Raw genomic sequence first — 23,314 nt, forward strand, 5'->3', positions numbered from 1 at the left:
GCGGTTTGCGGCGCAATTCCGTGGTTTGAGATTGCTTGAGTCCCATGCTATTCTGGCGCTGTCCGCGCACTGGATTTTCGTCAGGGCACGACTTTAGTCGTGCCCTGACACCGAATGACCGCACATAATTTTGCTGGAGTCAGTGGAATGAGCATGCACCTCAGCTTACATTTCAAATCGCGCGCGGCGCGTGGCCGTGTGGAAGTCATCATGCTCGCCGCCACGGCTGCTGTATTCCACGCCGCCGCCGCAGGGGCGCAGGTGCCCGCAGCGTCCGGGGCGGTGCCGCATCGCGCGCTGGTCAATCGCTACTGCGTTACTTGCCACAATGAAAAACTGAAGACCGCCGGCCTGCTGCTCGATCAGGTGAAGGTGGAAGATGCGGCTGCCAACGGCGAGGTGTGGGAGAAGGTGATTCGCAAGCTGCGCGGCAACTCCATGCCGCCGCAGGGCGCGCCGCGTCCCGACGCCGCCAGCCTGCGAGCGTTTACAAATTATCTGGAAACTGAGCTGGACCGCGCGGCTTCCGCGCACCCCAACCCCGGTCGCCCGGCGGTGCATCGGCTGAATCGCGCCGAGTACGCCAACGCCGTGCGCGATCTGCTGGCGCTCGATCCCACGGCCATCGACGTCGCCGCACTGCTGCCCGCGGACGACTCCGGCTACGGCTTCGACAATATCGGCGATGTGCTGACCATATCGCCGCTGCTGATGGAGGCCTATCTCTCCGCCGCGCGCAAGGTTACGGTGCTGGCGCTGGGCGATCCCGGCATCAAGCCGGTCGAGAAACGCTACGAGATTCCCCGTTACGTATTGCAGCACGACCGCATGAGCGAAGAGTTGCCGTTCGGCTCGCGCGGCGGCGTGGCCATCGCGCATTTCTTCCCCGTCAACGGCGAGTATGAGATGCGTATCCGCCTCCAGGCCAATCAGGATTACCTGATCCTGGGCCTCGACCGCGAGCGGACCATGGATATTCGTCTGGACGGCGTGCGCGTCCGCGACTTTACCTTTGGCGGCGAGCAGCGGCGCGAGCAGGCGATGGCCGCCATGTCCGCCACGACACCCGCGAAGAACAAGAACGATCTCGATGAATATTACCGCCGCACCGCCGACGAAAGCTTCAACCTGCACATTCCGGTCTCCGCCGGCAAGCACACCATCGGCGTTACCTTCCCGCTGATCACCGCCGAGCGTGAGGGTGTCTTTCAGCCGGAGGTCTCCGACTACGCTTACGCCCGCGACTACGGCCACGTGGACGTGGAGCCTGCCGTGGCCAGCCTGGTTGTGAAAGGTCCGCTCCCCGTCAACGGGCAAGCCAATGGCGTCGGCGAGACGCCCAGTCGCCGCAAGATTTTCTCCTGCCAACCAGTCACGACTGAGCCGGCCGCGCAAGCAACTTGCGCGCGTCAAATATTTTCCACGCTGGCGCGTAGCGCCTATCGCCGTCCCGTAACGGATGCCGATGTCGCCGCGCTGCTCGATATTTTCGAGCAGCGTCGCGCCGAGGGCGGCTTCGAAGAAGGCATCCAGGCCGCGCTGCAACGGCTGCTCGTCGATCCTGAATTTCTGTTCCGCATTCCGCGCGATGCCGCCGGCGCAGTCAGCGCCACGTTAAGCAATGTGCAGCGCATCAGCGACATCGAACTGGCCTCGCGCCTCTCCTTCTTTTTATGGAGCAGCATCCCGGACGAGGAATTGCTGGCACTCGCCGCTGCGGGTAAGTTGAGAGACCCCGGCGTGCTGGACACCCAGGTCCGCCGCATGTTGGCCGAGGTGCGCTCCGCCGCGCTGGTGAGCAACTTCGCCGGGCAGTGGCTCTACCTGCGCAACGTGAAGGCCGTGTGGCCCAACCCCGATTTCTTTCCCGACTTCAACGTCAACCTGCGCGAATCGTTTGAGCGTGAGACGGAATTATTCTTCGAGAGCATGTTGCGCGAAGATCGCGGCGTGCTGGAGCTGCTCAGCGCCGACTATACCTTTGTCAACGAGCCGCTGGCGCGCCACTACGGCATCAGCGATGTGTACGGCGGACACTTTCGCCGCATCCAGGTAACCGATGAGAATCGCAAAGGGCTGCTGGGCCAGGCCAGCATTCTTTCCGTAACCTCCTACGCCACGCGCACCGCGCCGACCATTCGCGGCAAGTGGCTGCTGGAAAATCTAATGGGTACGCCGCCGCCGCCGCCGCCGCCCGATGTCCCGTCGCTTGAAGAAAAGAAGGGCGAGGACGGCAAGCTCCTCACCATGCGCCTGCAGATGGAGGCGCACCGCGCCAACCCGTCCTGCGCCAGTTGCCATCGCGTGATGGACCCGCTTGGTTTTGCGCTCGAAAACTTCGACGCTACCGGAAAATGGCGCGACCAGGACGGCTCGGGGCGCATTGACTCCTCCGGCGTGCTGCCCGACGGGACCAAGTTTCAAGGCCCCGCCGAGTTGCGCAAGATTCTGCTGGCGCAGCCCGAGCAGTTCATCCACACTGTAACCGAGCGCCTCCTGACCTACGCGCTGGGCCGCGGCGTCGAGTATCAGGACCAGCCCGCCATCCGCCAGATCATGCGCGACGCCGCACAGGGCGGCACGCACTGGTCGGCGCTGATCAGCGGCATTGTGAAAAGTGTTCCCTTTCAGATGAGAAGGAGAGCCGAGCCATGAGCGATATAACGAAACGACCCATGATGATCTTCAAAAAAGCGATTCCGCGTCGGACATTCCTGCAAGGAGCTGGCGCCACTCTCGCGTTGCCGCTGCTGGATTCGATGGTCCCCGCGCTCGCCGCTGTCGGTGATCCCGCGGCGAAGCCCGCGCTGCGCTTCGCCACCGTCTACACCGCCAACGGCATGATGATGGACAAGTGGACTCCGGCGGCGGTGGGAAGTAATTTTGAAATCACTCCCATCCTCGAACCACTCACGCCCTTCCGCAATCAGATGCTGGTGTTGAGCGGGTTGAATCACGCCAGCGGCCGCGCGCTTGCTGGTGAGAACACCGGCGACCACGCTCGCGCCGGGGCGACGTATCTCACCGGTGTGCATCCGAAGAAGACCGAAGGCGCCGACACGCGCGCCGGAGTCTCCGCCGACCAGATCGTCGCGCGCGAACTGGGCAAGCAGACGCGCCACGCCTCGCTCGAACTCGCTCTCGACACGCCCGAGTTGCTGGGCCAGTGCGAGGCCGGCTACACCTGCGCCTACATGAACACGCTTTGCTGGCGCAGCGAGACTACGCCCATGCCCATGGAAAATCGCCCGCGCATGGTCTTCGAGCGGCTGTTCGGCGACAACGATTCGACCGACCCGGCGGTGCGTCTGCGCCAGATTCAGAGCGACCGCAGCATCCTCGATTCCGTGCGCGGCAAAGTGAACGCGCTGATCGCCGATGTGGGCTCCGCCGACAAGGCCAAGCTCAGTGAGTATCTCGACGCCGTGCGCGACGTGGAGCGCGGCATCCGCCTCGCCGAAGAACAGTCCGGGCGCGAACTGCCCGTGCTGACCCGTCCCGAAGGCGTTCCCGCGACATTTACGGAACATGCGAAGTTAATGTACGACTTGATGCTGCTGGCCTTCCAGACCGATCAGACGCGCGTCATCACCTTCATGACCGGGCGCGAGTTTGGCGGACGCACCTACCGCGAGATTAATATTCCCGACGGCCATCACGGCCTCACGCACCACCAGTACAAGCCCGACAAGATCGAGAAGGTCATCAAGATCAATATCTATCAAGCGCAACACTTCGCCAACTTCCTCGAGCGCATGAGGAACACGCCCGACGGCGACGGGTCGCTGCTGGACCACAGCATGATCCTCTACGGCGGGAGCCTGAGCGACGGCAACCTGCACCTGCACGACAATCTCCCCATCCTGCTGATGGGCGGCGCGAACGGCCAGATCAAAGGCGGCCGCCACCTGCGCTTCCCCGGCGACACCCCCATGCCCAACCTGCTGCTGACCATGCTGGACATGGCCGGCGTGCACCTCGACAGTCTGGGTGACAGCAATGGCCGGCTAATCCTTTAATGAGGGGAGTCGGGAGTTGGGGAAGCCCGATCATCCTTCCGTTCTGGTGCGGGATTGGATGGGATAAGTGATCTGCTCAGTCCACGTTGCAGGTTGGGAATTCCCGTTGGTAGAACAGAACATTCTGTTTCTTATTGAAGCGAGTACTGTCTACGATCTCGAGTTTCCAATTGCGTCTGCGGCCTGGAGGCGTCGGGAGCTTAAGCTCTAACCGGTAAAATTCTTTAATTTGTTTATACATAGCGGTAATTCTAGGCCGAATGGCTTCCTTGACATGCTTCGGCATATTCGGATCGAGTGTCCTGGGCATCCGAAGCATCCACCCTCCCGTTGCTTTCACCATTTCTTCCACTTCGTCAAGATCGTCAGGGTAATAATACGTCCTGTCGTTCATGGCGGTAGGTTCGCTTAGCGTAATTGCAAACAACCTGATTCCAACAGCGACCAACGCGCGCCGTACTTCGTCCGCAGAACGGCGGCTGGCATTATCCTCCCCATCGGTAATTAGATAAATCACATCTCCGTCTCCCGATGGCCCAAAAAGCTTAATGGCATCAAGAATGGTATCGCGGAGGCCGGTCGTCCTGTTCTTGTTGGGTGGGTCCAGCGGCTTATCGATGATCAAATGAAGCCGCTCAATTAGAAGGTTTGAATCGGATTAAAAATCCATCTGCGTCCTAAATCCGGTCGAAAAGCTCGCCAGCGCCAGAGCGTTTCCGCCTGTAAGTTCCCGAATGGCATCGGCCGCCGCCTGGACTGCGAAATTCCATATCTCGTGGTCCAAAGTTATACTTCCGCTCACGTCGAGAAGCATCAGAATGCGTCGGGGCTGGTGATCAATCATGGCCGACTTTATTTCGACAGGCTTTCCCCGGAACTCCCCTCGAAAACTGGAGATATCCAATCCGGCAACCAGCTCGCCTCGGGAATCTATTACGCCAACGGGTACGCTTTGTTGCAGGCACGACTCCTGCCCCAGGAGAATGCGCTCTGTGAGGAGCAATAGAATTAATATTCGACTAAGGTTGGTCGAATTCATGGCCTTTTTCATCATTACAAACGCTACTTGGGCAGCACCACTGCCGGGGGCGGCTCGGTGCGCTGGCTTTGGTTCATCTGGAATTCGTAGGAGTCGGCCACCGCGGTGAAGTAACCCGGCGTGTCGAGCGGCGTCGCGCCCAGCTTGAGCAGCAGGTCGCGCGTGCCGGGGCGCAGGATTTCGCCCAACTCATCGCCCTTGGGGACCCAGGGGAGGCGGTTGCCGGAGGCGATGGTCAGCGGCGTCTGCTGATACTTGTCTTTGATGTTCACGTTGGCGCCTTTGCCGGCGAGGTAACTAATAATCGCGTCGGCGCCGCTCAACGACGCGCCGTGCAGCGCGGCCAAGCCGTCTTCGGTCTGGGCGTTCACGTCGTTGCCCATCTCGACGGCGAGCTTCACGGCCTCGAAGGCCAGCTTCTTTTCATCGTCGGTCAGGTCCTGCGCGCGACCCACTCCGGCGGCCACCATCAGCGGCGACAGATTGGCCTTGGTCGCCACGCGCGGATCAGCGCCCTTCTCCTGCAACATGCGCATGGACATCACGTCGCCGGTTACCGCGGCCAGCAGAAACGCCGTTCCGCCGACCAGGTTGCCGCCGCCGTAGCCGCCCACGGGCGGGCCTTTCACCAGACGCAGGTTGGGGTCCGCGCCGCGCGCCAGCAACGCCTTCACTAGCCCCTGCAAATTCGGGCGGAAGATATACGCCTGATAGTTGGCGTAGGCGATCCCGTTCAGATGGGTCATGCCCGTGGTCATGGAGTAGTGCAGCGCGGTGGCGCCGTACTCGTCGCGGGCGTTGGCGTCGGCGCCCTGTTCCAATAGAAACTGCGCCAGCGCCTCATGCCCGCTGGCCGCGGCCATTAAGAGCGGCGTCATGGTGCCGGTGGTTCCCGGCTCGGGCGGAGTCTCAGCTTTGATGGACGACGGCGGCGGCGGGGGATATTGGAGAATGGGCGGCCCGGTAATTTTCTTGACCGGCATGGCCTCGTTGACGTCGGCACCAGCGGCCAGCAGGACGCGCGTGGTCTCGATATCGCCGACGCGAGCGGCGAACATCATGGGCGAGAATCCGCCCTTCGAGCGCAGATGAATGTCCGCGCCCTTGTCGATCAAAACTTTGGCCACGTCGGCGTGCTTCTGCGCGACGGCCCACATCAGCGCGGTCTGCCCCATCTCGGCGTCAACGGCTTCCAGGCGCGCGTCGGCCTCGGCCACCAGCTTCGCGCCCTCCGCGCTCCCCGAGCGCGCGCAGGTCATCAGCACGGTCTCGCCCGAGGGCAGAGCGGCGGAGTGATCCGCGCCGGCCTTCAACAAGCTGCGAATAATGGCGGCGTTGCTGTTGCGGCAAGCCAGCGTGAGCGGCGTAACGCCATATTCATTGGCGGTGCGCGGGCTGGCTCCGGCGGCGAGCAGGGCGTCCACGGTTGCGGCGTCATCCCAATGCGCGGCCCAGTGCAGGGCCGTCGCGCCGTCGGGCTGCGCGGCGTTCACGTCGGCCCGCTCGGCGATGAGCGCGCGGACGGCCTCGCGGTTCTTGGACTTGGCCGCATCCACCACGCGCAGGTCGGCGGAGTAGGCCGATCCGGCGCATAGAAGCAGCGCGGCAAGCAGGGTAGTCCGTGGTGCATTTAACATATGTTGTGCCCTCATTCCGTCCAGTTATATCCAGCCATAGCCCTATTGTCAACCGCGAAAGTCACGTGGCGCTCGGCTCGGCATGACTTCGAAATGGGAATGGATTAGGATCGAACAGCCCTCTTTCAGATGAATGCCGGTGTGCTGACCCGGGAGCCTCGAATGTAAAAGCGGTGGCTCTTTGGACGGGTCGTTTAGAATAAGAGCATGACTGGCGTGCGCATGGACAAGTGGCTTTGGGCCGCGCGATTTTTCAAGACACGCGCGCTGGCGTCGCATGCGTGTGAGTTGAGCAGGGTAACCTCCAACGGGCAGCGCGCCAAGGCGGCGCGCGAAGTCCGTGTCGGCGACCTGCTGCAGGTCTCGAACGATGCCGGCGACTTCACCGTCGAGGTGCTCAGCTTGAGCGAGATGCGTGGCCCGGCGGCGGTGGCGCAGACACTCTACCGCGAGACGGACGAGAGCAAGCAGTTGCGAGCCGTTGCAGCCGCCGCGCGCAAGGAAGTTCCACAATATGAGGGTGAGTGGGGCGGCCGGCCCTCGAAACAGGACCGCCGCACGCTGAACAAACTCCGCGATCGCAACTAGCTTCCAGCAGAAAAATATCCGCAGATTACGCAGATTGAAAATGCATCTGTGAAATCTGCGTAATCCGCGGATGACTCATTCCGTGTTGTCCTTTTCTTCTGCGGCCTCGGGCCGCAGAAGGGGGAACAGGATCACGTCGCGGATGGAGCGCGAGCCGGTCAGCAGCATCACCAAGCGGTCGATGCCGATGCCTTCGCCGGCCGTGGGCGGCATGCCGTAGCTCAACGCGCGGATGTAGTCCTCGTCGATGGGGTGAGTCTCCTGATCGCCGCGTTCCTTGGCCTCGGCCTGCATCTGGAAGCGCTTGCGCTGCTCCTCGGGATCGTTCAACTCAGAGTATGCGTTGAGGATCTCCATGCCGCCGATGTAGGCCTCGAAGCGCTCGACGTAGGCCGGCTCATCGGGCTTGTTCTTGGCCAGTGGCGAGACCTCGACGGGGAAGTCGTAGATGATGGTCGGCTGCGTCAGATGCTTCTCGCAGACTGCCTCAAAAAGGTGCAGCACCGAATTGCCCAGCGGCACGGCCACCGCGTTGCCCAGACTTACTCCCAAACGACTGGCGTTACCTTCCACGATGGGCATGCTGACGGGCGCCGCGCCGGGATTCATCTGGTTCCAGCGCTCGACTACCAGCGCGGTGTGGCGTGGGTCGTTGAAGTCAGCGAACTTCGGGCGCGTGGCTTCGTCGGGCCAGAAGACGCAGATGGCCTCGCGCAACGAGTAGCGTGTCCACACGGCCAGGTCGATTTGGGTCTCACCCCACTGGACAATCGTGCCTCCGATGGAGGCGCGCGCAGCCTCTGGAATCAGGCGTTCGGTGAGGTTCATCAGGTCGCGGTAGTCGGCGTAGGCCTGATAGAACTCCAGCATGGTGTACTCGGGATTGTGGCGTGTCGAGAGGCCCTCGTTGCGGAAGACGCGGCTGATCTCATAGACGCGATCGAGTCCGCCGACGATCAGCCGCTTGAGATAAAGCTCGGGCGCGATGCGCAGGTAGAGCGTCAGGTCGAGCGCGTTGTGATGCGTTACGAATGGCCGCGCCAATGCGCCGCCCGGCATGGGCTGCATCATCGGCGTCTCGACTTCGATGAAGTCCTCGCGGTCGAGCGCGGTGCGCAGCGCCTGGATCAGGCGGGAGCGCACGATGAAGATGTTGCGCGACTCGGCGTTCGAGAGCAGATCGAGATAGCGCTGCCGATAGCGCGCCTCAACCTCCTGCAGACCGTGCCACTTTTCCGGCATGGGCAGCAGCGCCTTGGCGAGGAACGTCAGCGACTCGGCGTGAATCGAAAGCTCGCCGGTGCGCGTGCGGAAGACGTAGCCGGTTACGCCGAGCGAGTCGCCCAGGTCGAGCAGCTTATACAACTCGAAAGCATTGTCGCCCACGGCCTCCTTGCGCACGTAGACCTGTATGCGCTGGCCTGCCTGCACCAGATCGCAGAAGCCCGCCTTGCCTTGGCGGCGAATGGCTTGCAAGCGACCGCTCGACAGCACCGGCGGCTTGCTCTCGGCCAGCGCCTCGGCAGTCGCTTCGCCATGCTCGGCATGAATCTTGGCCACGCTGTGCGTGAAGGCGAATGAGTTGGGGTAGGCGGCGTATCCCAACGCCTCAATCTGCTTCAGTTTCTCGCGGCGCTGCTCGTATAGATCATTCTCAAATGACAAGGTGTTTGGGCTCCGTCAGCCAGCCTGCATTCAGCCGGGTAGGACATTATATGGACCGGCTTCGCGCGGCGTCAACTTGGAGGGACGCGCGGGTATTGTCCTAGGTTTGTGTTGCTCCGTATACCTCTGCGTCCTCTGTGGCTTAGTACGACCTCAACCGCAGAGGTCGCAGAGGCACGCAGAGGTATGCCCGCAACACACAAATCAGAACACATTCGTCAATATAATTAGGTATTTATATATTAGTAAATGTTGTGCAAGCTATTGAATATAAATGTAATAAAAATACTTGACAGTACTACGCTCATATTTTATTATCTATATATTATATGTATTTGAAAGGACTATCCCATGCGCTTCGAAAAGTTCACCACCAAGGCTCAGGAAGCGGTTCAGGAGGCCCAGCAGAAGGCCTTTAAGATGGGGCACCAGGCCATTGAGCCAGTGCATCTGCTATGGGCCACCGCCGTGCAGCCGGAAGGCGTGGTGGGTCCGACACTTCAGAAGATGAATATTCCCCCCGACCTGGTGGCGCTGGAGGCGGAGAAGATACTACAGGGCCTCCCGCAGGTCTCCGGGCAGGCCGATCAATATGCCTCGCCCGCGCTGAACCGCGTCTTCATGCAGGCGATGGAAGAGGCCAAGCAGTTCAAGGACGACTACGTCTCCACCGAACATCTTCTGCTGGCGCTTGCCAAGCAGAAGAGCGATCCAGCCGAGCAGATACTTGCAAAAGTTGGCGCAACGCATGAAGCGATTCTGAAGGCGCTGGCCGCGGTGCGCGGCACACAGCGCGTTACCGACCAAAATCCAGAGGAGAAGTATCAGGCACTGGAGCGCTACGCGCGCGACCTGACCGCGCTGGCGCGCAAGGGTAAGCTCGATCCGGTGATTGGCCGTGAGGAAGAGATTCGCCGCGTCATTCAAGTGCTGGCGCGCCGCACCAAGAATAATCCGGTATTGATTGGCGAGCCCGGCGTGGGCAAGACCGCCATCGTGGAAGGTCTGGCCCTGCGCATGATCGCCGGCGACGTTCCCGAGGTGCTCAAGAACAAGCGCGTGGTCGCGCTCGATCTGGGATCTCTGATAGCGGGCGCGAAGTTTCGCGGCGAATTCGAGGACCGCCTCAAGGCCGTGTTGAAAGAGATCGACGAAGCCGCCGGGCAGGTGATTCTCTTCATTGACGAGATGCACACCATCGTCGGCGCGGGCGCGGCGGAGGGCGCGATGGACGCCGGCAACATGCTGAAGCCGGCGCTGGCGCGCGGCGAGCTGCACTGCATCGGCGCCACCACGCTGAATGAGTATAAAAAATATATCGAGAAGGACAGCGCGCTCGAGCGCCGCTTCCAGCAGGTGCTGGTAACCGAGCCGAGCGTGGAGGACACCATCTCGATTCTGCGCGGCCTGAAGGAGCGCTACGAGCTGCATCACGGCGTGCGTATCAAGGACGGCGCGATCGTGGCCGCGGCCACGCTGTCGCATCGCTACATCTCCGACCGCTTCCTGCCCGACAAGGCCATTGACCTGATCGACGAGGCCGGAGCCGCGCTGCGCATGCAGATTGACTCCATGCCTGTCGAGATTGATCAGGTGGAGCGCGAGATGCGCCAGATGGAGATTGAGCGGCAGGCGCTGACTCGCGAGTCTGACGCCGCCTCGCGCGACCGTCTCAAGCAGATTGAGCAGGATTTGGCGCAGCGGCGCGAGAAGTCGAGCGCGTTGAAACTGCGCTGGCAGAGTGAGAAGGAGTCCATCGGCAAGCTGCACGAATTGAAGGAGCAGATCGACAAGCTGCGCGGCGAAGAGGCGCAGGCCGAGCGCTCCGGCGACCTCGGCAAAGTGGCCGAGATTCGCTACGGCAAGATTGCCCAGATGGAGCAGGAGTTGCAGAAGGCCAGCGACCGCCTCGGCGGCTTGCAGCAGGGCCCGCGAATGCTGAAGGAGGAAGTGGACGAGGAGGACATCGCGCGCATTGTCGCCAAGTGGACCGGCATCCCCGTTACCAGAATGCTGGAAGGCGAGATGGCCAAGCTGGTGCGCATGGAGGAGCGTCTGCGCCTGCGCGTGATTGGGCAGGAGGAAGCGCTGGGCCGCGTGGCCAACGCGGTGCGCCGCAGTCGCGCGGGACTCTCCGACCCGCGCCGCCCGATTGGCTCGTTTATTTTCCTCGGGCCCACTGGCGTCGGCAAGACGGAGCTGGCGCGCGCGCTGGCCGAGTTTCTGTTTGACGACGAGCACGCCATGATTCGCCTGGACATGTCCGAGTACATGGAGAAGCACTCCGTCGCGCGGCTGATCGGCGCGCCTCCCGGATACGTGGGCTACGAAGAGGGCGGGCAGTTGACCGAGCAGGTGCGGCGGCGGCCGTACTCTGTCGTACTGTTCGACGAAATAGAGAAGGGACACCCGGACGTCTTCAACTCGTTGTTGCAGATTCTGGAAGACGGCCGCCTCACCGACGGCAAGGGCCGCACGGTGAGCTTCAAGAATACGATTCTGATCATGACCTCGAACGTGGGTAGCGCGTTCCTGCAGCAGTTCGGTTCCATCGGGTACAACCCGATGGAGAACGGTGAGCGCGAAGTCCGCGTCGCGGAACTGAAGAAGCGGCTGGACGGCGCGCTGCGCGAGACCTTCAAGCCGGAGTTCCTGAACCGCATCGACGACGTGGTGTACTTAAGCCCGCTCGGCGAGAAGGAGATTACGCAGATCGTGGAGATTCAGATCGAAGGCTTGCGAGGAGTGCTGGCGGAAAAAAAGATCGCACTCGACCTGACGGAAGATGCGAAGAAGCTGCTATTCACGCGCGGCTACGATCCGAACTTCGGGGCGCGCCCACTGCGTCGCGCGATCCAGTCGCTGATCCAGGACCCGCTGGCGCTGAAGATGCTGGACGGCGAAGTGCTGCCCGGCGACTCCATCCGTATGGATGCCGCGGACGGCGCCATGAAGTTCGAGAAGCGAGAGGTTGCCGTGACGGCGGAAACCCCTGCGGAACCTGCGGAAACGCGCAAGTAAATCGCCGCCATCTCTTCGCGCCAGTGTCATCCTGAGCGCAGCGAAGGAAATTCGCCTTCCACCGGCTGCTCACGCCGGCTGATCGCGCTGGCTACTGACGCCGCCAGCTTGACGGTTACGGCTGGCGGCCCGTATCCTTACCTATTGACATTGTTGCCTGTGGAGGCGCTACCGTTCTATGCCGATGTACGAATATCAATGCGGGGCTTGTGGTCATCGGTTGGAAGCCATCCAGAAATTTTCCGATAAGCCGTTGAAGTCCTGCCCGAAGTGCAAGAAGCCGAAGCTGGAACGCCTGCTCTCCAAGTCTTCCATCCAGTTCAAGGGCAGCGGCTGGTACATCACCGATTACGCCAAGAAGTCCTCGCCGGAGGTTTCGAAATCCGACTGGGGCAAATCTGCTGAAGGTAAGTCGGATGGCGGCAAGTCAGAGAGTGACGGCGGATCGAAAGAAAGCAAGACCGAGACCACCAAAGAGTCCTCAAAGGACAAGGCCTCCAAAGACAGCAGTCCCACTTCGACGGAAAAGGCCAAACCCGCCAAAGAGTCCTCTGCCAAGAAGTAGCTCCCGGGAAATGAGCCCTGAGATGTAGGTAGTGGGTCAGATTGACGTCAGGGCACGACTTCAGTCGTGCCGAAACGACGCGATGGCCACAGCGGTTTTAACCGCTGTGGTGCGATGTGCAGACTGACATCGCGTGCCTGACACGGCTGAGAACCTCAGGGGTTAAAACCCCTGATAATGGGGCTGACTATTCGGCACGACTAAAGTCGTGCCCTGACGTTCTACAGATTTGAAAATGGGCCCACCATTGCGAAGTAATCTCCGGCGCAATCAATCAATCAATCAATCAAATTGGGATTAACGCGAGGGGCCGCGGCGATCCTCGCTGTTGCGGCGGTCGCGGCCTGTGCGGCGATCGACCATCTTGAATACCCAGTCGGTCGTGGCGCGGCAGCGCAGGCAGTGCTTGGGCGTAGTCTTGCCGCCACGCATCTCCGTAACAATGGACTCGTCCAGAAAAAACGTCTGGCGGTTGCCGCAGCTTTCGCAGGTGAGCAGTGAAGTGGGCATAGGGAAAAGTTTAGCACGCCGCCCGGCTGGCTAAGGCACCGGATTCAGCCAGCGGAGCCGCGACCGGGAGGGAGCGGGACCGCTCACACAAAGAAATATTAGAAGGTGCGGCCGATGGTGAATTTGAAGGTGGAGGCCGGTTCCGAGTAGCCGCGCGGGCTGGCGAACTGCTGGATGGCGCTCTGGTACGTCGCGCTATTGGGGAATAGCGCGCGGTCGATCAGCGGTTGCGGCGTGATGTTGGTGTTGAGCCGTAGAGGATTGTAGGCCCAGTACACGCGGAACGGAGCGTTTACAATGGGCATGATCACTTGTAGTTCCAGGCCGGTGGAGGCGCGCCATTGGCCGTTGGTGTCGGCGGCCAGATCCACGATGCGCTTGAAGTCGGAGCTGGGGAACAGGTTGGTCAGCTCGGTAAGGCGCTGCGAAGTCAGCTCCAATTGATTGCGATGCCAGGCCATGTTGATGCCGGCGTCGGCGAAGGCAGCCAGAAAGACTGGGCCAAAAATCGGAATGCGGTATTCGAAGTTGCCGATCACCTTGGTGTCGCCGCCGGGGAAGGTGATGCGGTTGACGGGAACCTGCACGGTCTGCGCAACACGCTCCTCCAGGCCGATATTGCTGGTTCCGGTGCCGATACGCGGCGTGCCGTCAGCATTCAGCACAGCCATGAATGTCGTGTCCGGCAAAAATGCGACGGGTCCGATGGTGAAGGAATCGAAGCCGCGAACATCGTTCTCGCCACCGGCGTAGAAGCGCGTGAAGGGCGGCAGCACGCGGCCCTTGAAGCCGTTCATGGTGGAAGCGCTCAAATGGAAGCCCAGGGTGCGTCCGCCGCCGCCGAACGGGCGGAAGTGTTTGATATCCGCCGCCGGCCGGTACATGCGCACATTGCCGCCCAAGCCCGCCAGTTCCAGGCTGCCGAACAGGCTGGTGCCTCGGCTGGGCGTCAGCGGATGATCCACGGTGTTGTAGGTATAGGTCGGCGTGATCTTGCTGGTGCGAATGCCTTGCAACTGATCGGTGCCGCCGAAGCCGTTGAAATTCAAATCTTCAAACAGGCGTTGCGACACGGTGCTGAAAGTTGTCACCTTGCTGGTGTCGTATCCATACGAGAAGCCCAGGCGCGAGAAGCTGCCGCGCAGCGGGTAACTCGCAAAGGCGGTGATGCCGGTGCTCGACTGGCGATAGTTCTGAATATTGTCCGCGCCCAGCAGATCGAAGATGGGCCGGATGTCCTGGCCGGACAGGACCGAGGCCTGCTGCGCCTCGTCGAAATTGTAGCGGCGGGAGAAGACCGTCCAGCCCACCTGCAATGGGCGGTCAAACAAATAAGGATGCGTCAGGCCGACCACGACGTTGCGGTCCAGGCTTCCCAGCTGCGCGTCGAAGGTGAGCGTCTCGCCGAGGCCGAGGAAGTTGTTGGTCTGATAGCCGAAGCCCACGAAGCTGCCCGACAGGCCGCTGACGCCGCCCGAAAAATTGATGGCATTCTTGCCTTTTTCCTTCACCGTTACGGCGATGTCCACGGTGCCGGCGTTGTTGTTGGTCTGGATGTTGGAGTCCTTGCCGGGCTCGAGTTTATCGAAGTAATCGAGCTGGTTCAGGCGCAACATGCTGTTCTCCCACAGACGGGAGTTGAACAGCGAGCCTTCCTCCACCATCAGTTCGCGCCGGATGACTTTGTCGCGCGTGGTGGTGTTGCCGCTGAATTCGATGCGGCGCACCACGAACTGCTTGCCTTCCTCCAGATTGAAGGTCATGTTGATGAGCTTGTTCTGCTCATTGATCTCGGTGTCCGGGCTGGCCACGAAATTGATGTAGCCGAACTCGCCGTAGAGCTTGCGCAGATTCTCCAGGCCCTTGCGAATCTCCGAGACGTTGAAGATGTCGCCCTCGGTCATGGCGAACATGGGGCGCAACGCGGTGTCGGCCTCGCGGAACAAAGTCGAGTTCTTGAACGACACGGTGCCCAGGCGATACTGCTCGCCTTCCACCAACGGAATTTTAATATCCACCTTCTGGCCCGTCTTGCCAAAAAATAGCGCGGGCGGGAAGACCAACTTGCCGTACCAGGGCAGTCCGGAGAGCGCGCTGCCGCCGGTGGTGCGCGTGGAGGTGGCGGGATCATTCACCAGCACCTTGAAGTAGCCGCGATCCTGATACGCGCCGCGCACCATTTCCAGATCTTCATCAAGCTTGTTCTTGTCGTAGGTCTTGGCGAAGATGCTGGTGAGGAACACGCTGTAGGGAATGCCAATGGGGCGCGAATGCCGCATCGAGCGCACCAGCGTCCCACGGCCAATAATGCTGTTGCCCTCGAAACTAATGTCGCCCACTTTCACTTTGGGGCCTTCATTGATGTTGAACGTCAAGGCCACCGATGACGGCGGGATAGGCCGCGATTCGACGTTGATGGTCGCCATCTGGCGACCGCGCTCGGCCAGCAGGTCTTTCAGTACCTGTTCGGCGCGCTTGATGCGGGTGGGCTCGAAGCGGCTCTCCACGGTCAAGCCGACCTTGCGGTCGCGGAAACGGTCCAGAATGTCCGAGGTGGTAACAGAGGTGTTGCCCTTGTACTCGATGCTGCGGATATTGGGCCGCTCTTTCACCTCAAAGGTGATGAGCTTGCCGGTTTCGCCGTCTTCCACGTTCAGCACGATGTCGTCAAACAGGCCGGTGTTGTAGAGCGCCATGAAGTCACGGCGCAGCGCGGCTTCGTCAAAGGCGTCGCCCGGTTGCGTGAAGATGCGCGCGCGCATGGTGGCGGCGGGAACGCGGCGGTTACCGCGGAATTCCACGGCTTGCACTTTCTGCGAGGCACCGGCCTGCGTTGCCGCCGCGGCCGGTGTTTGGGCGGCGGGAGGATTCTGTGGAGTGATCTGCGCGCCGGCTGGCCGGGGAAACACTCCGAGCGCCATGACCATGGTAACCACCAGAGTCACCACTGGCAGGGTTACCACTGGGGGCACCATTGCGAGAAAAATCTTCACCAGCCCGTTGGGGAACGGTCTATTCATGTACACCAAACCCAGTTGATCTGATTCCGACTGACAAATACACCTGGCATCACACCAGGTAGCCCGCTACGCAAGGTACTAATATTCCTAACACCCAGAGATTCCCAAAAGCCAAACTGGGTTGCCCCTGTTCTGGCACATTGTTCGGAACCGCTGTACGGAATATCGTCCGGCAGTTCCACCCACCTGTCTTGCCGGCCTTGCAACAGCATTCAGGTCAATCTAATACTTATAGCAGATTTTTGGGGAGGAAGTTCCTGAAATACGCATCAAGGAATCGGAAACGCAAAGCGAATGGACTTCAGCAGGCTGCTACGGGGAGCAGAAAAACACCAATGCTGCGTTCACTCGACGTCTTCGCCACGTCGAGTCGCCCGTTTCCGGCGTTCGGCGTGATGGCGCCGCTCACTCGGCACGTTGCGCTTCCCGGTCGATGACGCTGCAGGTGCACGTCGCGTGCTCCCGGCGCGGCGTTGGGGTTCGCGCTTGCGGTGAAATGTTTTTTCCAGCGCTTCGGCCTCGGCGAGGCGATCCATTTTCCGTAATTTGGCCACATAGGCGCGCATGGTGCGCAGCGTGGACGTCGCACTCGCCCACAGTTCCTTCAGCTCGATCTTGGCGGCCTGCCGGTAATATTCCAGACCCTCCTCGGCGCGGTCGGTGGCGAAACACACGTCGCCCAGATTCGTTAGACGCCGCGATACCTTGGCGTTTTAAGGGCCGTAGTGATTGCGGACAATTTGCAGAGAACGCTCCAGCAGCGGTTCGGCTTCCGCGTACCAGCCCTCCTCGAAGTAGAGCCGTCCAACGTTGTTCAGGCACTGCCCCACCCTGGGATCCTGCGACCCATATTTCAGTGAATATTGCGTCAGGCACTCCTGGTACAAACGCTCGGCCTGCTCGAATTTTTTCTGCGCGTGATAAAGAACCGCCAGCCTGTGCTGCGACTCGGTATCACTCTTCAATCTTTTGTTGGAGTCGGATTGAAACCGAACCTGGTTGCTCTTGGCGGCCCGCACCGATCCGGCGCGCAGCCGTTCCTGCGCATCCAGATTCTTCAGCAGGTCCGTGGTCATCCCACGCAACGACGGATTCGGCACACTCTTCAAGCGCAACGCCTCTCAGTATTCCTATTCAAAACTATAGCGCAATCTGCGCGGCTCCAGACTGGTATCTCTTTCGGTAAGCTCCGTGTCCGGCTCGGGGCCAGGCGCTCATCACCCGCGAGAGCGCCCGCCGATTGTCCGATCTCGGAAGGACGGAGAAGCAATTACGCTCCGCCGTCGCAACTCTCAATTGCGAGGAGTGACATACCTCTTTTTGTTCTGCTGTTTGATGGTGCGTGTTGTAGAATCAGGGTATGAGAATTACCAGTGGCAAGGTTGTTGACGGGCATATCGAAGTGCAGGGAGAATCCCTTCATGACGGACTGACCGTTACCGTGCTTGTTCCCGAGGAATCTTCATTTACCTTAGATGCGGCCTCGGAGGCTGAACTGCTGCAAGCCATCAAGCAGGCTGATCGCGGTGAACTCCTTGACGCACGGGATGTTCTTCCGAAGCGTTCCTAATCACAACTGATGATGATTGTTAAATTTGCTCGGCTGGCTGCGGCTCAGATTCAGGATGCGTCCTGAGTGGTGGCAGGCGAATCGCCCGAAGGCGCCTAACACTTTTGAAGAGGAATTGCGCCGGGGATGCGATCTCATCGCCCAACAACCAGCGGTCGGAGCGCTTGCAACGAACCCGAAGCTGCAGGGAGTTCGCAGGATACATCTAAGCCGCATCCGTTATCATCTCTACTACCGCGTGCAACAGAATCAAGTCGAAATCCTGGCCCTGTGGCACCCCAGCCGCGGGAGCGGGCCAATGATATGAGCAATTCCTTATTCAAGTTTGCAGTAATTTGGTTGGAATGAATCTGTGCGGGGGGCAGTTAGCCATTTGTTCGTAACTCCCCGACCTTCAATTACAATGCTGTACGTATCGACCCACGTTCTCTGCCACAGCCATCCCACTTTCGTGCCGGGCGCGTTGGCCTCAATATAACTTGCGGCTTTTTCCGCCGACAATTCTTCCATGCAATGAAGGCAGCGCGGAGAAGCATCCCTACCAAAGTGGCCTCCGCAATCGCAAGGGGCCAGCCAAGGTTCCGTTTCGATTTGGATCGGTCCTTGAATCTTCAAGGGAGCCCCTTCCTGATAACCGCCTGGTTCCCATCCACCCAAGGTGTAAATCATCCCGCAGCGATCGCAATAGGCGAAGGCGGTGTCACTAAAGCCATTGTGTATGAGCCGATACTGGAATGACTTTTGGCAATGCTCACAGCATCCAATATTTAGTCGCGGGACAAAATTTGGTTTCTGCCTTAGTCTTAAGGTTGAAATGAGCCGCGACACGAAATTCATAGCACGGAACCAATCCAAATGATGACCCCCCGTAATTTGAAGATCCAATTACGGGGGGTGTTCTAAGTCTACCAATGAAAATTCGACTTGGAAGCTACACCGAGGCGACGAACAGCGGCGTGGGTTCGCCGGTGGAGTCCACGGGGCGGTAGTAGAGGCCGTCGTTGTCGAGGAAGACCTCGAGGAACGCCGGGCGCGGGATCTGGCCCTGGATGAGCGCCTCCGCCAGTGGGTCCTCGATGTAGCGCTGCAACGCGCGACGCAACGGGCGCGCGCCATAGGAGCGGTCCGCGCAGGTTTTCTCGAGTATCCACCTCTCGGCCTCAGGCGTCAGCGTGATGGAAATCTGCTTCTGCGCCAGGCTCAGGTTGATTGTCGCCACCATCAGGTTGATGATCTGGATCAGGTCTTCGTCGGCCAGCGCGCTGAAGACGATGATTTCGTCCAGCCGATTGAGGAACTCGGGGTTGAAGACTTTCTTGATCTCCTGCTTGACCAGGTCCTCGGCGGCCGTCTGCACGGAGTCCTCCGTGGGCGGCTGGAAGCCCATCTTGCCGCGCTTCTCGAGGAAGCGCGCGCCGATGTTCGAGGTCATGATCAGAATGGTGTTCTTGAAGTCCACGGTGTTGCCCAAGCCGTCGGTCAACTGGCCGTCTTCAAACACCTGCAACAGGATGTTGAAGATGTCCGGGTGCGCTTTCTCGATCTCATCCAGCAGGATCACCGAGTAGGGCGCGCGCTTCACGCGCTCAGTCAACTGGCCGCCTTCTTCGTAGCCGACGTATCCGGGAGGCGAGCCGATCAGCTTGGAGACCGCGTGCTTCTCCATGTACTCCGACATGTCAAAGCGGATCAGCGCTTTGTCGCTGCCGAACAGGAAACTCGCCAGCGACCGGGCCACTTCCGTTTTGCCCACGCCGGTTGGTCCCAGGAACAGGAATGCGCCCACGGGCCGCGCCGGATTCTTCAGCCCCGCGCGTGAGCGGCGGATGGCGCGCGAGAGCGCCGAGATGGCCTTCTCCTGGCTGATGATGCGCTTGTGGAGTTCATCCTCCATGCGGATCAGCTTGGCCATCTCCTCTTCCTTGATCGTGGTTACCGGCACGCCGGTCCAGCGCGAGACGACATCCTCGATGTCTTCCTTGGTAACCACCGCACCGGAGGTGTCATCGAGGTGAAACTTCTCGCGCAACTCGCGCAGGTTTTCGCGCTCCTTGCGCTCCTCATCGCTGTAGAAGCGGGCCTTCTCGAATTCGTGCTGCGCGATGGCGTTCTCCATGCGATGCACGATGAACTTGATGCGCTTCTGGATGTCGCTAATCTCTTCCGGCACGCAGGTCTGGCGCAGCTTCACGCGCGCGCCCGCTTCGTCGATGAGATCAATCGCCTTGTCCGGCAGGAAGCGGTCTGGAATGTAGCGATTCGAGTTGTAGACGGCGCCGGAGATGGCTTCGTCCGTGTAAGTGACCGCGTGAAACTTTTCGTAGCGGTCTTTGATGCCGAACAGAATCTTGATGGTCTCATTCTCGTCCGGCGGCGGAACCTTCACGGCCTGGAAGCGGCGCTCCAGCGACCGGTCCTTTTCAATGGACTTGCGGAACTCCGCCGGCGTAGTGGCGCCGATGCACTGAATCTCGCCGCGCGAGAGCGCCGGTTTCAATATGTTGGCGGCGTCGAGCGACCCCTCCGCCGAGCCTGCGCCCACCAGAGTGTGCAGCTCGTCGATGAAGATGATGGAGTTCTGATTCTCCATCAACTCCTTCATGATGGTCTTCAGGCGTTCTTCAAACTGTCCGCGATACTTGGTGCCCGCCACGATGAGCGACAGATCGAGCGCGAGGATTTTCTTGTCGGCGAGGAACGACGGCACGTCGCCATCGGCGATGCGCTGCGCCAGGCCTTCGACGATGGCCGTCTTGCCCACGCCAGGCTCGCCGATCAGCACGGGATTGTTCTTGGTGCGGCGGCAGAGAATCTGGATCACGCGCTCCAGCTCGGGGTCGCGCCCCACCAGCGGATCAAGGGTGTTTTCCTGCGCTGCTTGCGTCAGATCACGGCTGAATTCGGTGAGCAAGGAGCTCTCCTTCGCCGGACGGGCGGACGCCGGCTTTTCAGATTGCGTGCGCAGCAACTCCTCCCGAATGGTCGAGAGGCGCAGGCCGCGCTCGCGTAAAATCTCAGCGGCAAAACATTTTTCCTCGCGCAGCAGTCCCAGCAGCAGGTGCTCGGTGCCGATGTGCTTGTGCGAGAGGCGCTCGGCCTCCTCCGCCGCAAACGCCAGCACGCGCTTGCACTCGTGCGAGAGCGGGAGATCGACGGAGGTCGAAACTTTCTCGCGGACGGCGGTGTGTCCTTCAATCTGTTTGCGGATGGATTCGATGGAGGCGTGCGAACGCAGAAAACGGTTCGTAAGCGCCTTGTCCTCGCGCAGCAGGCCGAGCAGCAGATGCTCGGTCTCAATGTAAGGGCTGCCAAACTGGCTGGCTTCGTACCGCGCGAAGAAGATCACGCGCCGCGCTTTTTCCGTGTAGCGTTCAAACATGTATCGGTCTCGAAGCTCCTGTCGCTCAAAATCAACTGCAGGGGGATCCAACTCTTGCCATAAACCCGCTACGAACCAACTCCAGAACCCTCTAAGGGAATGTAACGGCCTCCAGCCGACCGGCGGTCAGCTTCCACGCCTGATCGCAACGGCGCGCGTATGCAAGGTTGTGAGTAACCAACAACGTGGTCATCCCTTCGCTGCGGTGCAGATTCTCGATCAACTCCATCACCGCGCCGCCCGTACGCGCATCAAGATTGCCGGTGGGCTCATCGGCCAACAGCAATTTCGGCTGACGGGCCAAGGCGCGAGCCAGCGACACGCGCTGTTGCTCGCCGCCCGAGAGTTCCCCGGCGCGATGTCCGCCGCGATCCGTAAGTCCTACTTGTTCAAGAAGATGATTGGCGCGCGCGGCGGCCTCACTGTGGTCCTGACCGTTAATCAGCAGAGGCATCATCACGTTTTCTCGCGCCGTAAACTCCGGCAAAAGGCAGTGCATTTGCCACACAAAACCAATATCTCGGTTCCGAAACTGACTGCGCTCGGCTTCACTGAGCTGCGAAAGCGCTCTACCTTCGAAGTATATCTCACCGCTCGAAGCCTTGTCCAGCGCGCCTAAAATATGCAGCAGAGTACTCTTTCCGCTACCCGATTCGCCCACCACGGCCATCATCTGGCCGCTATCGAGGGAGATATTCATTTGGTCCAACACTACTAGATCGGCATTTCCCGAGCGAAACTTCTTAGTAAGTTTTTCCGTGCGTAGCAAGTTCGGCACTTGTGTGATCCTTTTAATGTTGGATGCGGCAACCGCCGATTAAGTTTCGTATGTGTTAACAGAGCCGCGACCGTAGGGAGTGGACCGACTCAAGGTCACTGGAAATCATCGAGCCGGTCCGCTTGCTGACGCGCGCGGCACTGTCGCGCGGGCACGGTCACTCGTAGCGCAGCGCCTCGGCCGGCTCGATCTGCGTCGCCGCCCGCGCGGGATAGAGTGTTGCCAGATAGCTAATGGCCACGGCCACCGCCGCCACCCATACGCCATCGATCCAGCGCGCATCAAACGGCACATAGCTGATGGCATACACGTCGGCGTCCAGCTTCAGGATGTGATAGCGCGCGCCGAGCCACGAGACCAGATATCCGCCCACCAATCCCAACGCCGTGCCCGCCGCGCCAATCATCACGCCCTGCAACTGAAAGATGCGGCGCACCTGCGCAGGCCGCGCGCCCATCGACATCAGCACAGCGATGTCGCGGTACTTCTCCATGACCATCATGATCAGCGAGATCAGAATGTTCAGCGCGGCCACCAGCACGATCAGAGAAATGATGATGACGGTAACGGTCTTCTCCAGGTTCAGCGCGCTGAACAGCGCGCGGTTCTGCTCGATCCAGTGCGTCGAGCCGTAGTCCGCTCCCGCTCCACTCTGATTGGCCTGAGTCGCTAGTTCATCGGCCATGCGCGGCGCCTGATAGAGGTCGGTCAGCCGGAACTCGATCACCGAGACCACGTCGCCGAGCCCCAACATCGACTGCGCCGCGCCCAGCGAAGTGAACGCCCACATCGAATCGAAATCGTAGAAGCCCGAATCAAACACGCCGACCACTTTGAAGTTGCGATAGCGCGGCACCATGCCAAACGGAGTGAGGTGCCCCTGCGGGCTGGTCAGCAAAATGGTGTCGCCCACATGCGCGCCGAGCGAGTCGGCCATGACTTTGCCTATCACCACCGGCGGCGGAAGATTAACCGCAGAGGACGCAGAGGCTCCTGAGGAAAAATCGGAGGCAGGAGCAGCAGAGGCATCTGGCGCGCTGCTGCGGGATTTTGCATTTTCTTTTCCCGCCCCCTGCGTTCCCTCTGCGTCCTCTGCGGTTAAATTGTTTTGCTTTGCACTGCGCAGTTGATCGAACGACCCTTCCTTCACGCTGCCCAGCAGATTGCCGACGCGCAGCTCGGCGTCCACGTCCACACCCTTGAGCACCATCTGACTGGACCGCTGCGCGTGCGAGGCCAGCAACGTCCCATAGAGCGCCGGTGCCGCCGCAGCCACACCCGGCGCCGACTGCAACTTACCAACCAACTCGCGCCAATTCTCAATGCCCTCGCCATCCTTGCGCTGCACGTTGACGTGCGCGGTGGCCCCCAGGAGCCGCTCCTGCATGTCGCGCCGCAACCCATTGTTGACGGCCAGCGCAACAATCAGCGACATCACGCCCGCCGCGATGCCCAGCACCGACAGCGCCGTGATGACCGAGATCACCGCAATCTTGCGCCGCGCCCGCAAGTACCGCACCGCA

18 protein-coding genes are annotated in these 23,314 nt (G+C 60.5%); 7 read left to right on the forward strand and 11 right to left on the reverse strand.

Annotated elements, in window-relative coordinates:
* Positions 1-114 precede the first annotated feature (114 nt).
* Together EXQ56_00340 and EXQ56_00345 are read left to right on the forward strand one after the other, a co-directional pair.
* Entirely contained in the window at positions 115-2,655 is a 2,541-nt protein-coding gene (locus EXQ56_00340) for a DUF1592 domain-containing protein (GenBank protein ID MSO18908.1), read from the forward strand.
* Between the two features lie 20 nt (positions 2,656-2,675).
* Entirely contained in the window at positions 2,676-4,019 is a 1,344-nt protein-coding gene (locus EXQ56_00345; protein ID MSO18909.1) for a DUF1552 domain-containing protein, read from the forward strand.
* Between the two features lie 76 nt (positions 4,020-4,095).
* On the opposite strand, the gene EXQ56_00350 is transcribed toward EXQ56_00345, so the two are convergent.
* The 3 genes from EXQ56_00350 to EXQ56_00360 are packed head-to-tail and all read right to left on the reverse strand — an operon-like array spanning position 4,096 to position 6,710.
* The gene (locus tag EXQ56_00350; protein MSO18910.1) at positions 4,096-4,644 is read right to left on the reverse strand and encodes a hypothetical protein; all 549 of its coding nucleotides are present in this window, start codon (positions 4,642-4,644) and stop codon (positions 4,096-4,098) included.
* Positions 4,645-4,677: 33 nt separating this feature from the next.
* Entirely contained in the window at positions 4,678-5,073 is a 396-nt protein-coding gene (locus EXQ56_00355; GenBank protein MSO18911.1) for a hypothetical protein, read from the reverse strand.
* An 8-nt stretch (positions 5,074-5,081) separates the two neighbouring features.
* Positions 5,082-6,710, reverse strand: a complete 1,629-nt coding sequence (locus EXQ56_00360) for an ankyrin repeat domain-containing protein (GenBank protein ID MSO18912.1) — start codon at positions 6,708-6,710, stop codon at positions 5,082-5,084.
* 192 nt (positions 6,711-6,902) lie between these two features.
* On the opposite strand from EXQ56_00360, the gene EXQ56_00365 reads away from it, so the two are divergent.
* Positions 6,903-7,283, forward strand: a complete 381-nt coding sequence (locus EXQ56_00365; protein ID MSO18913.1) for an RNA-binding S4 domain-containing protein — start codon at positions 6,903-6,905, stop codon at positions 7,281-7,283.
* 75 nt (positions 7,284-7,358) lie between these two features.
* On the opposite strand, the gene EXQ56_00370 is transcribed toward EXQ56_00365, so the two are convergent.
* Positions 7,359-8,948 (reverse strand): lysine--tRNA ligase, encoded by a 1,590-nt coding sequence (locus EXQ56_00370; GenBank protein MSO18914.1) that lies wholly within the window; start codon positions 8,946-8,948, stop codon positions 7,359-7,361.
* Positions 8,949-9,299: 351 nt separating this feature from the next.
* On the opposite strand from EXQ56_00370, the gene clpB reads away from it, so the two are divergent.
* Both clpB and EXQ56_00380 read left to right on the forward strand, forming a co-directional pair.
* Positions 9,300-11,969, forward strand: a complete 2,670-nt coding sequence (gene clpB / locus EXQ56_00375; protein MSO18915.1) for an ATP-dependent chaperone ClpB — start codon at positions 9,300-9,302, stop codon at positions 11,967-11,969.
* 178 nt (positions 11,970-12,147) lie between these two features.
* Positions 12,148-12,534 (forward strand): zinc ribbon domain-containing protein, encoded by a 387-nt coding sequence (locus EXQ56_00380; protein MSO18916.1) that lies wholly within the window; start codon positions 12,148-12,150, stop codon positions 12,532-12,534.
* A gap of 297 nt (positions 12,535-12,831) precedes the next feature.
* Here the strand turns inward: EXQ56_00380 and EXQ56_00385 are convergent, their stop codons facing one another.
* The 4 genes from EXQ56_00385 to EXQ56_00400 form a co-directional block, all read right to left on the reverse strand.
* Positions 12,832-13,044 carry a hypothetical protein gene (locus EXQ56_00385; GenBank protein ID MSO18917.1) on the reverse strand — a complete coding sequence of 71 codons (213 nt, stop codon included), beginning with the start codon at positions 13,042-13,044 and terminating at the stop codon, positions 12,832-12,834.
* 98 nt (positions 13,045-13,142) lie between these two features.
* Positions 13,143-16,064: an outer membrane protein assembly factor BamA gene (gene bamA, locus EXQ56_00390; GenBank protein MSO18918.1), complete on the reverse strand. Its 2,922-nt coding sequence runs from the start codon at positions 16,062-16,064 to the stop codon at positions 13,143-13,145.
* Between the two features lie 344 nt (positions 16,065-16,408).
* On the reverse strand, positions 16,409-16,738 hold the full coding sequence (locus EXQ56_00395) for a hypothetical protein (protein ID MSO18919.1): 330 nt from the start codon (positions 16,736-16,738) through the stop codon (positions 16,409-16,411).
* Between the two features lie 39 nt (positions 16,739-16,777).
* Positions 16,778-17,173 carry a tetratricopeptide repeat protein gene (locus tag EXQ56_00400; GenBank protein ID MSO18920.1) on the reverse strand — a complete coding sequence of 132 codons (396 nt, stop codon included), beginning with the start codon at positions 17,171-17,173 and terminating at the stop codon, positions 16,778-16,780.
* 251 nt (positions 17,174-17,424) lie between these two features.
* On the opposite strand from EXQ56_00400, the gene EXQ56_00405 reads away from it, so the two are divergent.
* The gene (locus EXQ56_00405) at positions 17,425-17,634 is read left to right on the forward strand and encodes a hypothetical protein (GenBank protein MSO18921.1); all 210 of its coding nucleotides are present in this window, start codon (positions 17,425-17,427) and stop codon (positions 17,632-17,634) included.
* A gap of 16 nt (positions 17,635-17,650) precedes the next feature.
* Positions 17,651-17,941: a type II toxin-antitoxin system RelE/ParE family toxin gene (locus EXQ56_00410; protein ID MSO18922.1), complete on the forward strand. Its 291-nt coding sequence runs from the start codon at positions 17,651-17,653 to the stop codon at positions 17,939-17,941.
* A 624-nt stretch (positions 17,942-18,565) separates the two neighbouring features.
* Here EXQ56_00410 and EXQ56_00415 read toward each other — a convergent pair.
* From EXQ56_00415 to EXQ56_00425, 3 genes are all read right to left on the reverse strand, one after another.
* Entirely contained in the window at positions 18,566-21,013 is a 2,448-nt protein-coding gene (locus tag EXQ56_00415) for an ATP-dependent Clp protease ATP-binding subunit (GenBank protein MSO18923.1), read from the reverse strand.
* Between the two features lie 91 nt (positions 21,014-21,104).
* Positions 21,105-21,713 carry an ABC transporter ATP-binding protein gene (locus EXQ56_00420; protein ID MSO18924.1) on the reverse strand — a complete coding sequence of 203 codons (609 nt, stop codon included), beginning with the start codon at positions 21,711-21,713 and terminating at the stop codon, positions 21,105-21,107.
* A 235-nt stretch (positions 21,714-21,948) separates the two neighbouring features.
* A complete protein-coding gene (locus EXQ56_00425; protein MSO18925.1) occupies positions 21,949-23,001 on the reverse strand; it encodes an FtsX-like permease family protein in 1,053 nt (350 codons plus the stop codon).
* Positions 23,002-23,314 lie beyond the last annotated feature (313 nt).

It is taken from the genome of Acidobacteriota bacterium, from assembly GCA_009691245.1.
In the GTDB taxonomy this organism is placed as follows: domain Bacteria; phylum Acidobacteriota; class Terriglobia; order 2-12-FULL-54-10; family 2-12-FULL-54-10; genus SHUM01.

Excerpts from the sequence above, each read along its gene's own strand:
- EXQ56_00405 (MSO18921.1), top strand. The coding sequence starts at position 17,425 with ATGAGAATTACCAGTGGCAAGGTTGTTGACGGGCATATCGAAGTGCAG.
- EXQ56_00385 (MSO18917.1), bottom strand. The coding sequence starts at position 13,044 with ATGCCCACTTCACTGCTCACCTGCGAAAGCTGCGGCAACCGCCAGACG.
- EXQ56_00355 (MSO18911.1), bottom strand. The coding sequence starts at position 5,073 with ATGATGAAAAAGGCCATGAATTCGACCAACCTTAGTCGAATATTAATT.
- EXQ56_00365 (MSO18913.1), top strand. The coding sequence starts at position 6,903 with ATGACTGGCGTGCGCATGGACAAGTGGCTTTGGGCCGCGCGATTTTTC.
- EXQ56_00340 (MSO18908.1), top strand. The coding sequence starts at position 115 with ATGACCGCACATAATTTTGCTGGAGTCAGTGGAATGAGCATGCACCTC.
- EXQ56_00420 (MSO18924.1), bottom strand. The coding sequence starts at position 21,713 with ATGAATATCTCCCTCGATAGCGGCCAGATGATGGCCGTGGTGGGCGAA.
- clpB (MSO18915.1), top strand. The coding sequence starts at position 9,300 with ATGCGCTTCGAAAAGTTCACCACCAAGGCTCAGGAAGCGGTTCAGGAG.
- EXQ56_00415 (MSO18923.1), bottom strand. The coding sequence starts at position 21,013 with ATGTTTGAACGCTACACGGAAAAAGCGCGGCGCGTGATCTTCTTCGCG.
- EXQ56_00360 (MSO18912.1), bottom strand. The coding sequence starts at position 6,710 with ATGAGGGCACAACATATGTTAAATGCACCACGGACTACCCTGCTTGCC.
- EXQ56_00425 (MSO18925.1), bottom strand. The coding sequence starts at position 23,001 with ATGGTGCTCAAGGGTGTGGACGTGGACGCCGAGCTGCGCGTCGGCAAT.
- EXQ56_00345 (MSO18909.1), top strand. The coding sequence starts at position 2,676 with ATGATGATCTTCAAAAAAGCGATTCCGCGTCGGACATTCCTGCAAGGA.
- bamA (MSO18918.1), bottom strand. The coding sequence starts at position 16,064 with ATGAATAGACCGTTCCCCAACGGGCTGGTGAAGATTTTTCTCGCAATG.
- EXQ56_00380 (MSO18916.1), top strand. The coding sequence starts at position 12,148 with ATGCCGATGTACGAATATCAATGCGGGGCTTGTGGTCATCGGTTGGAA.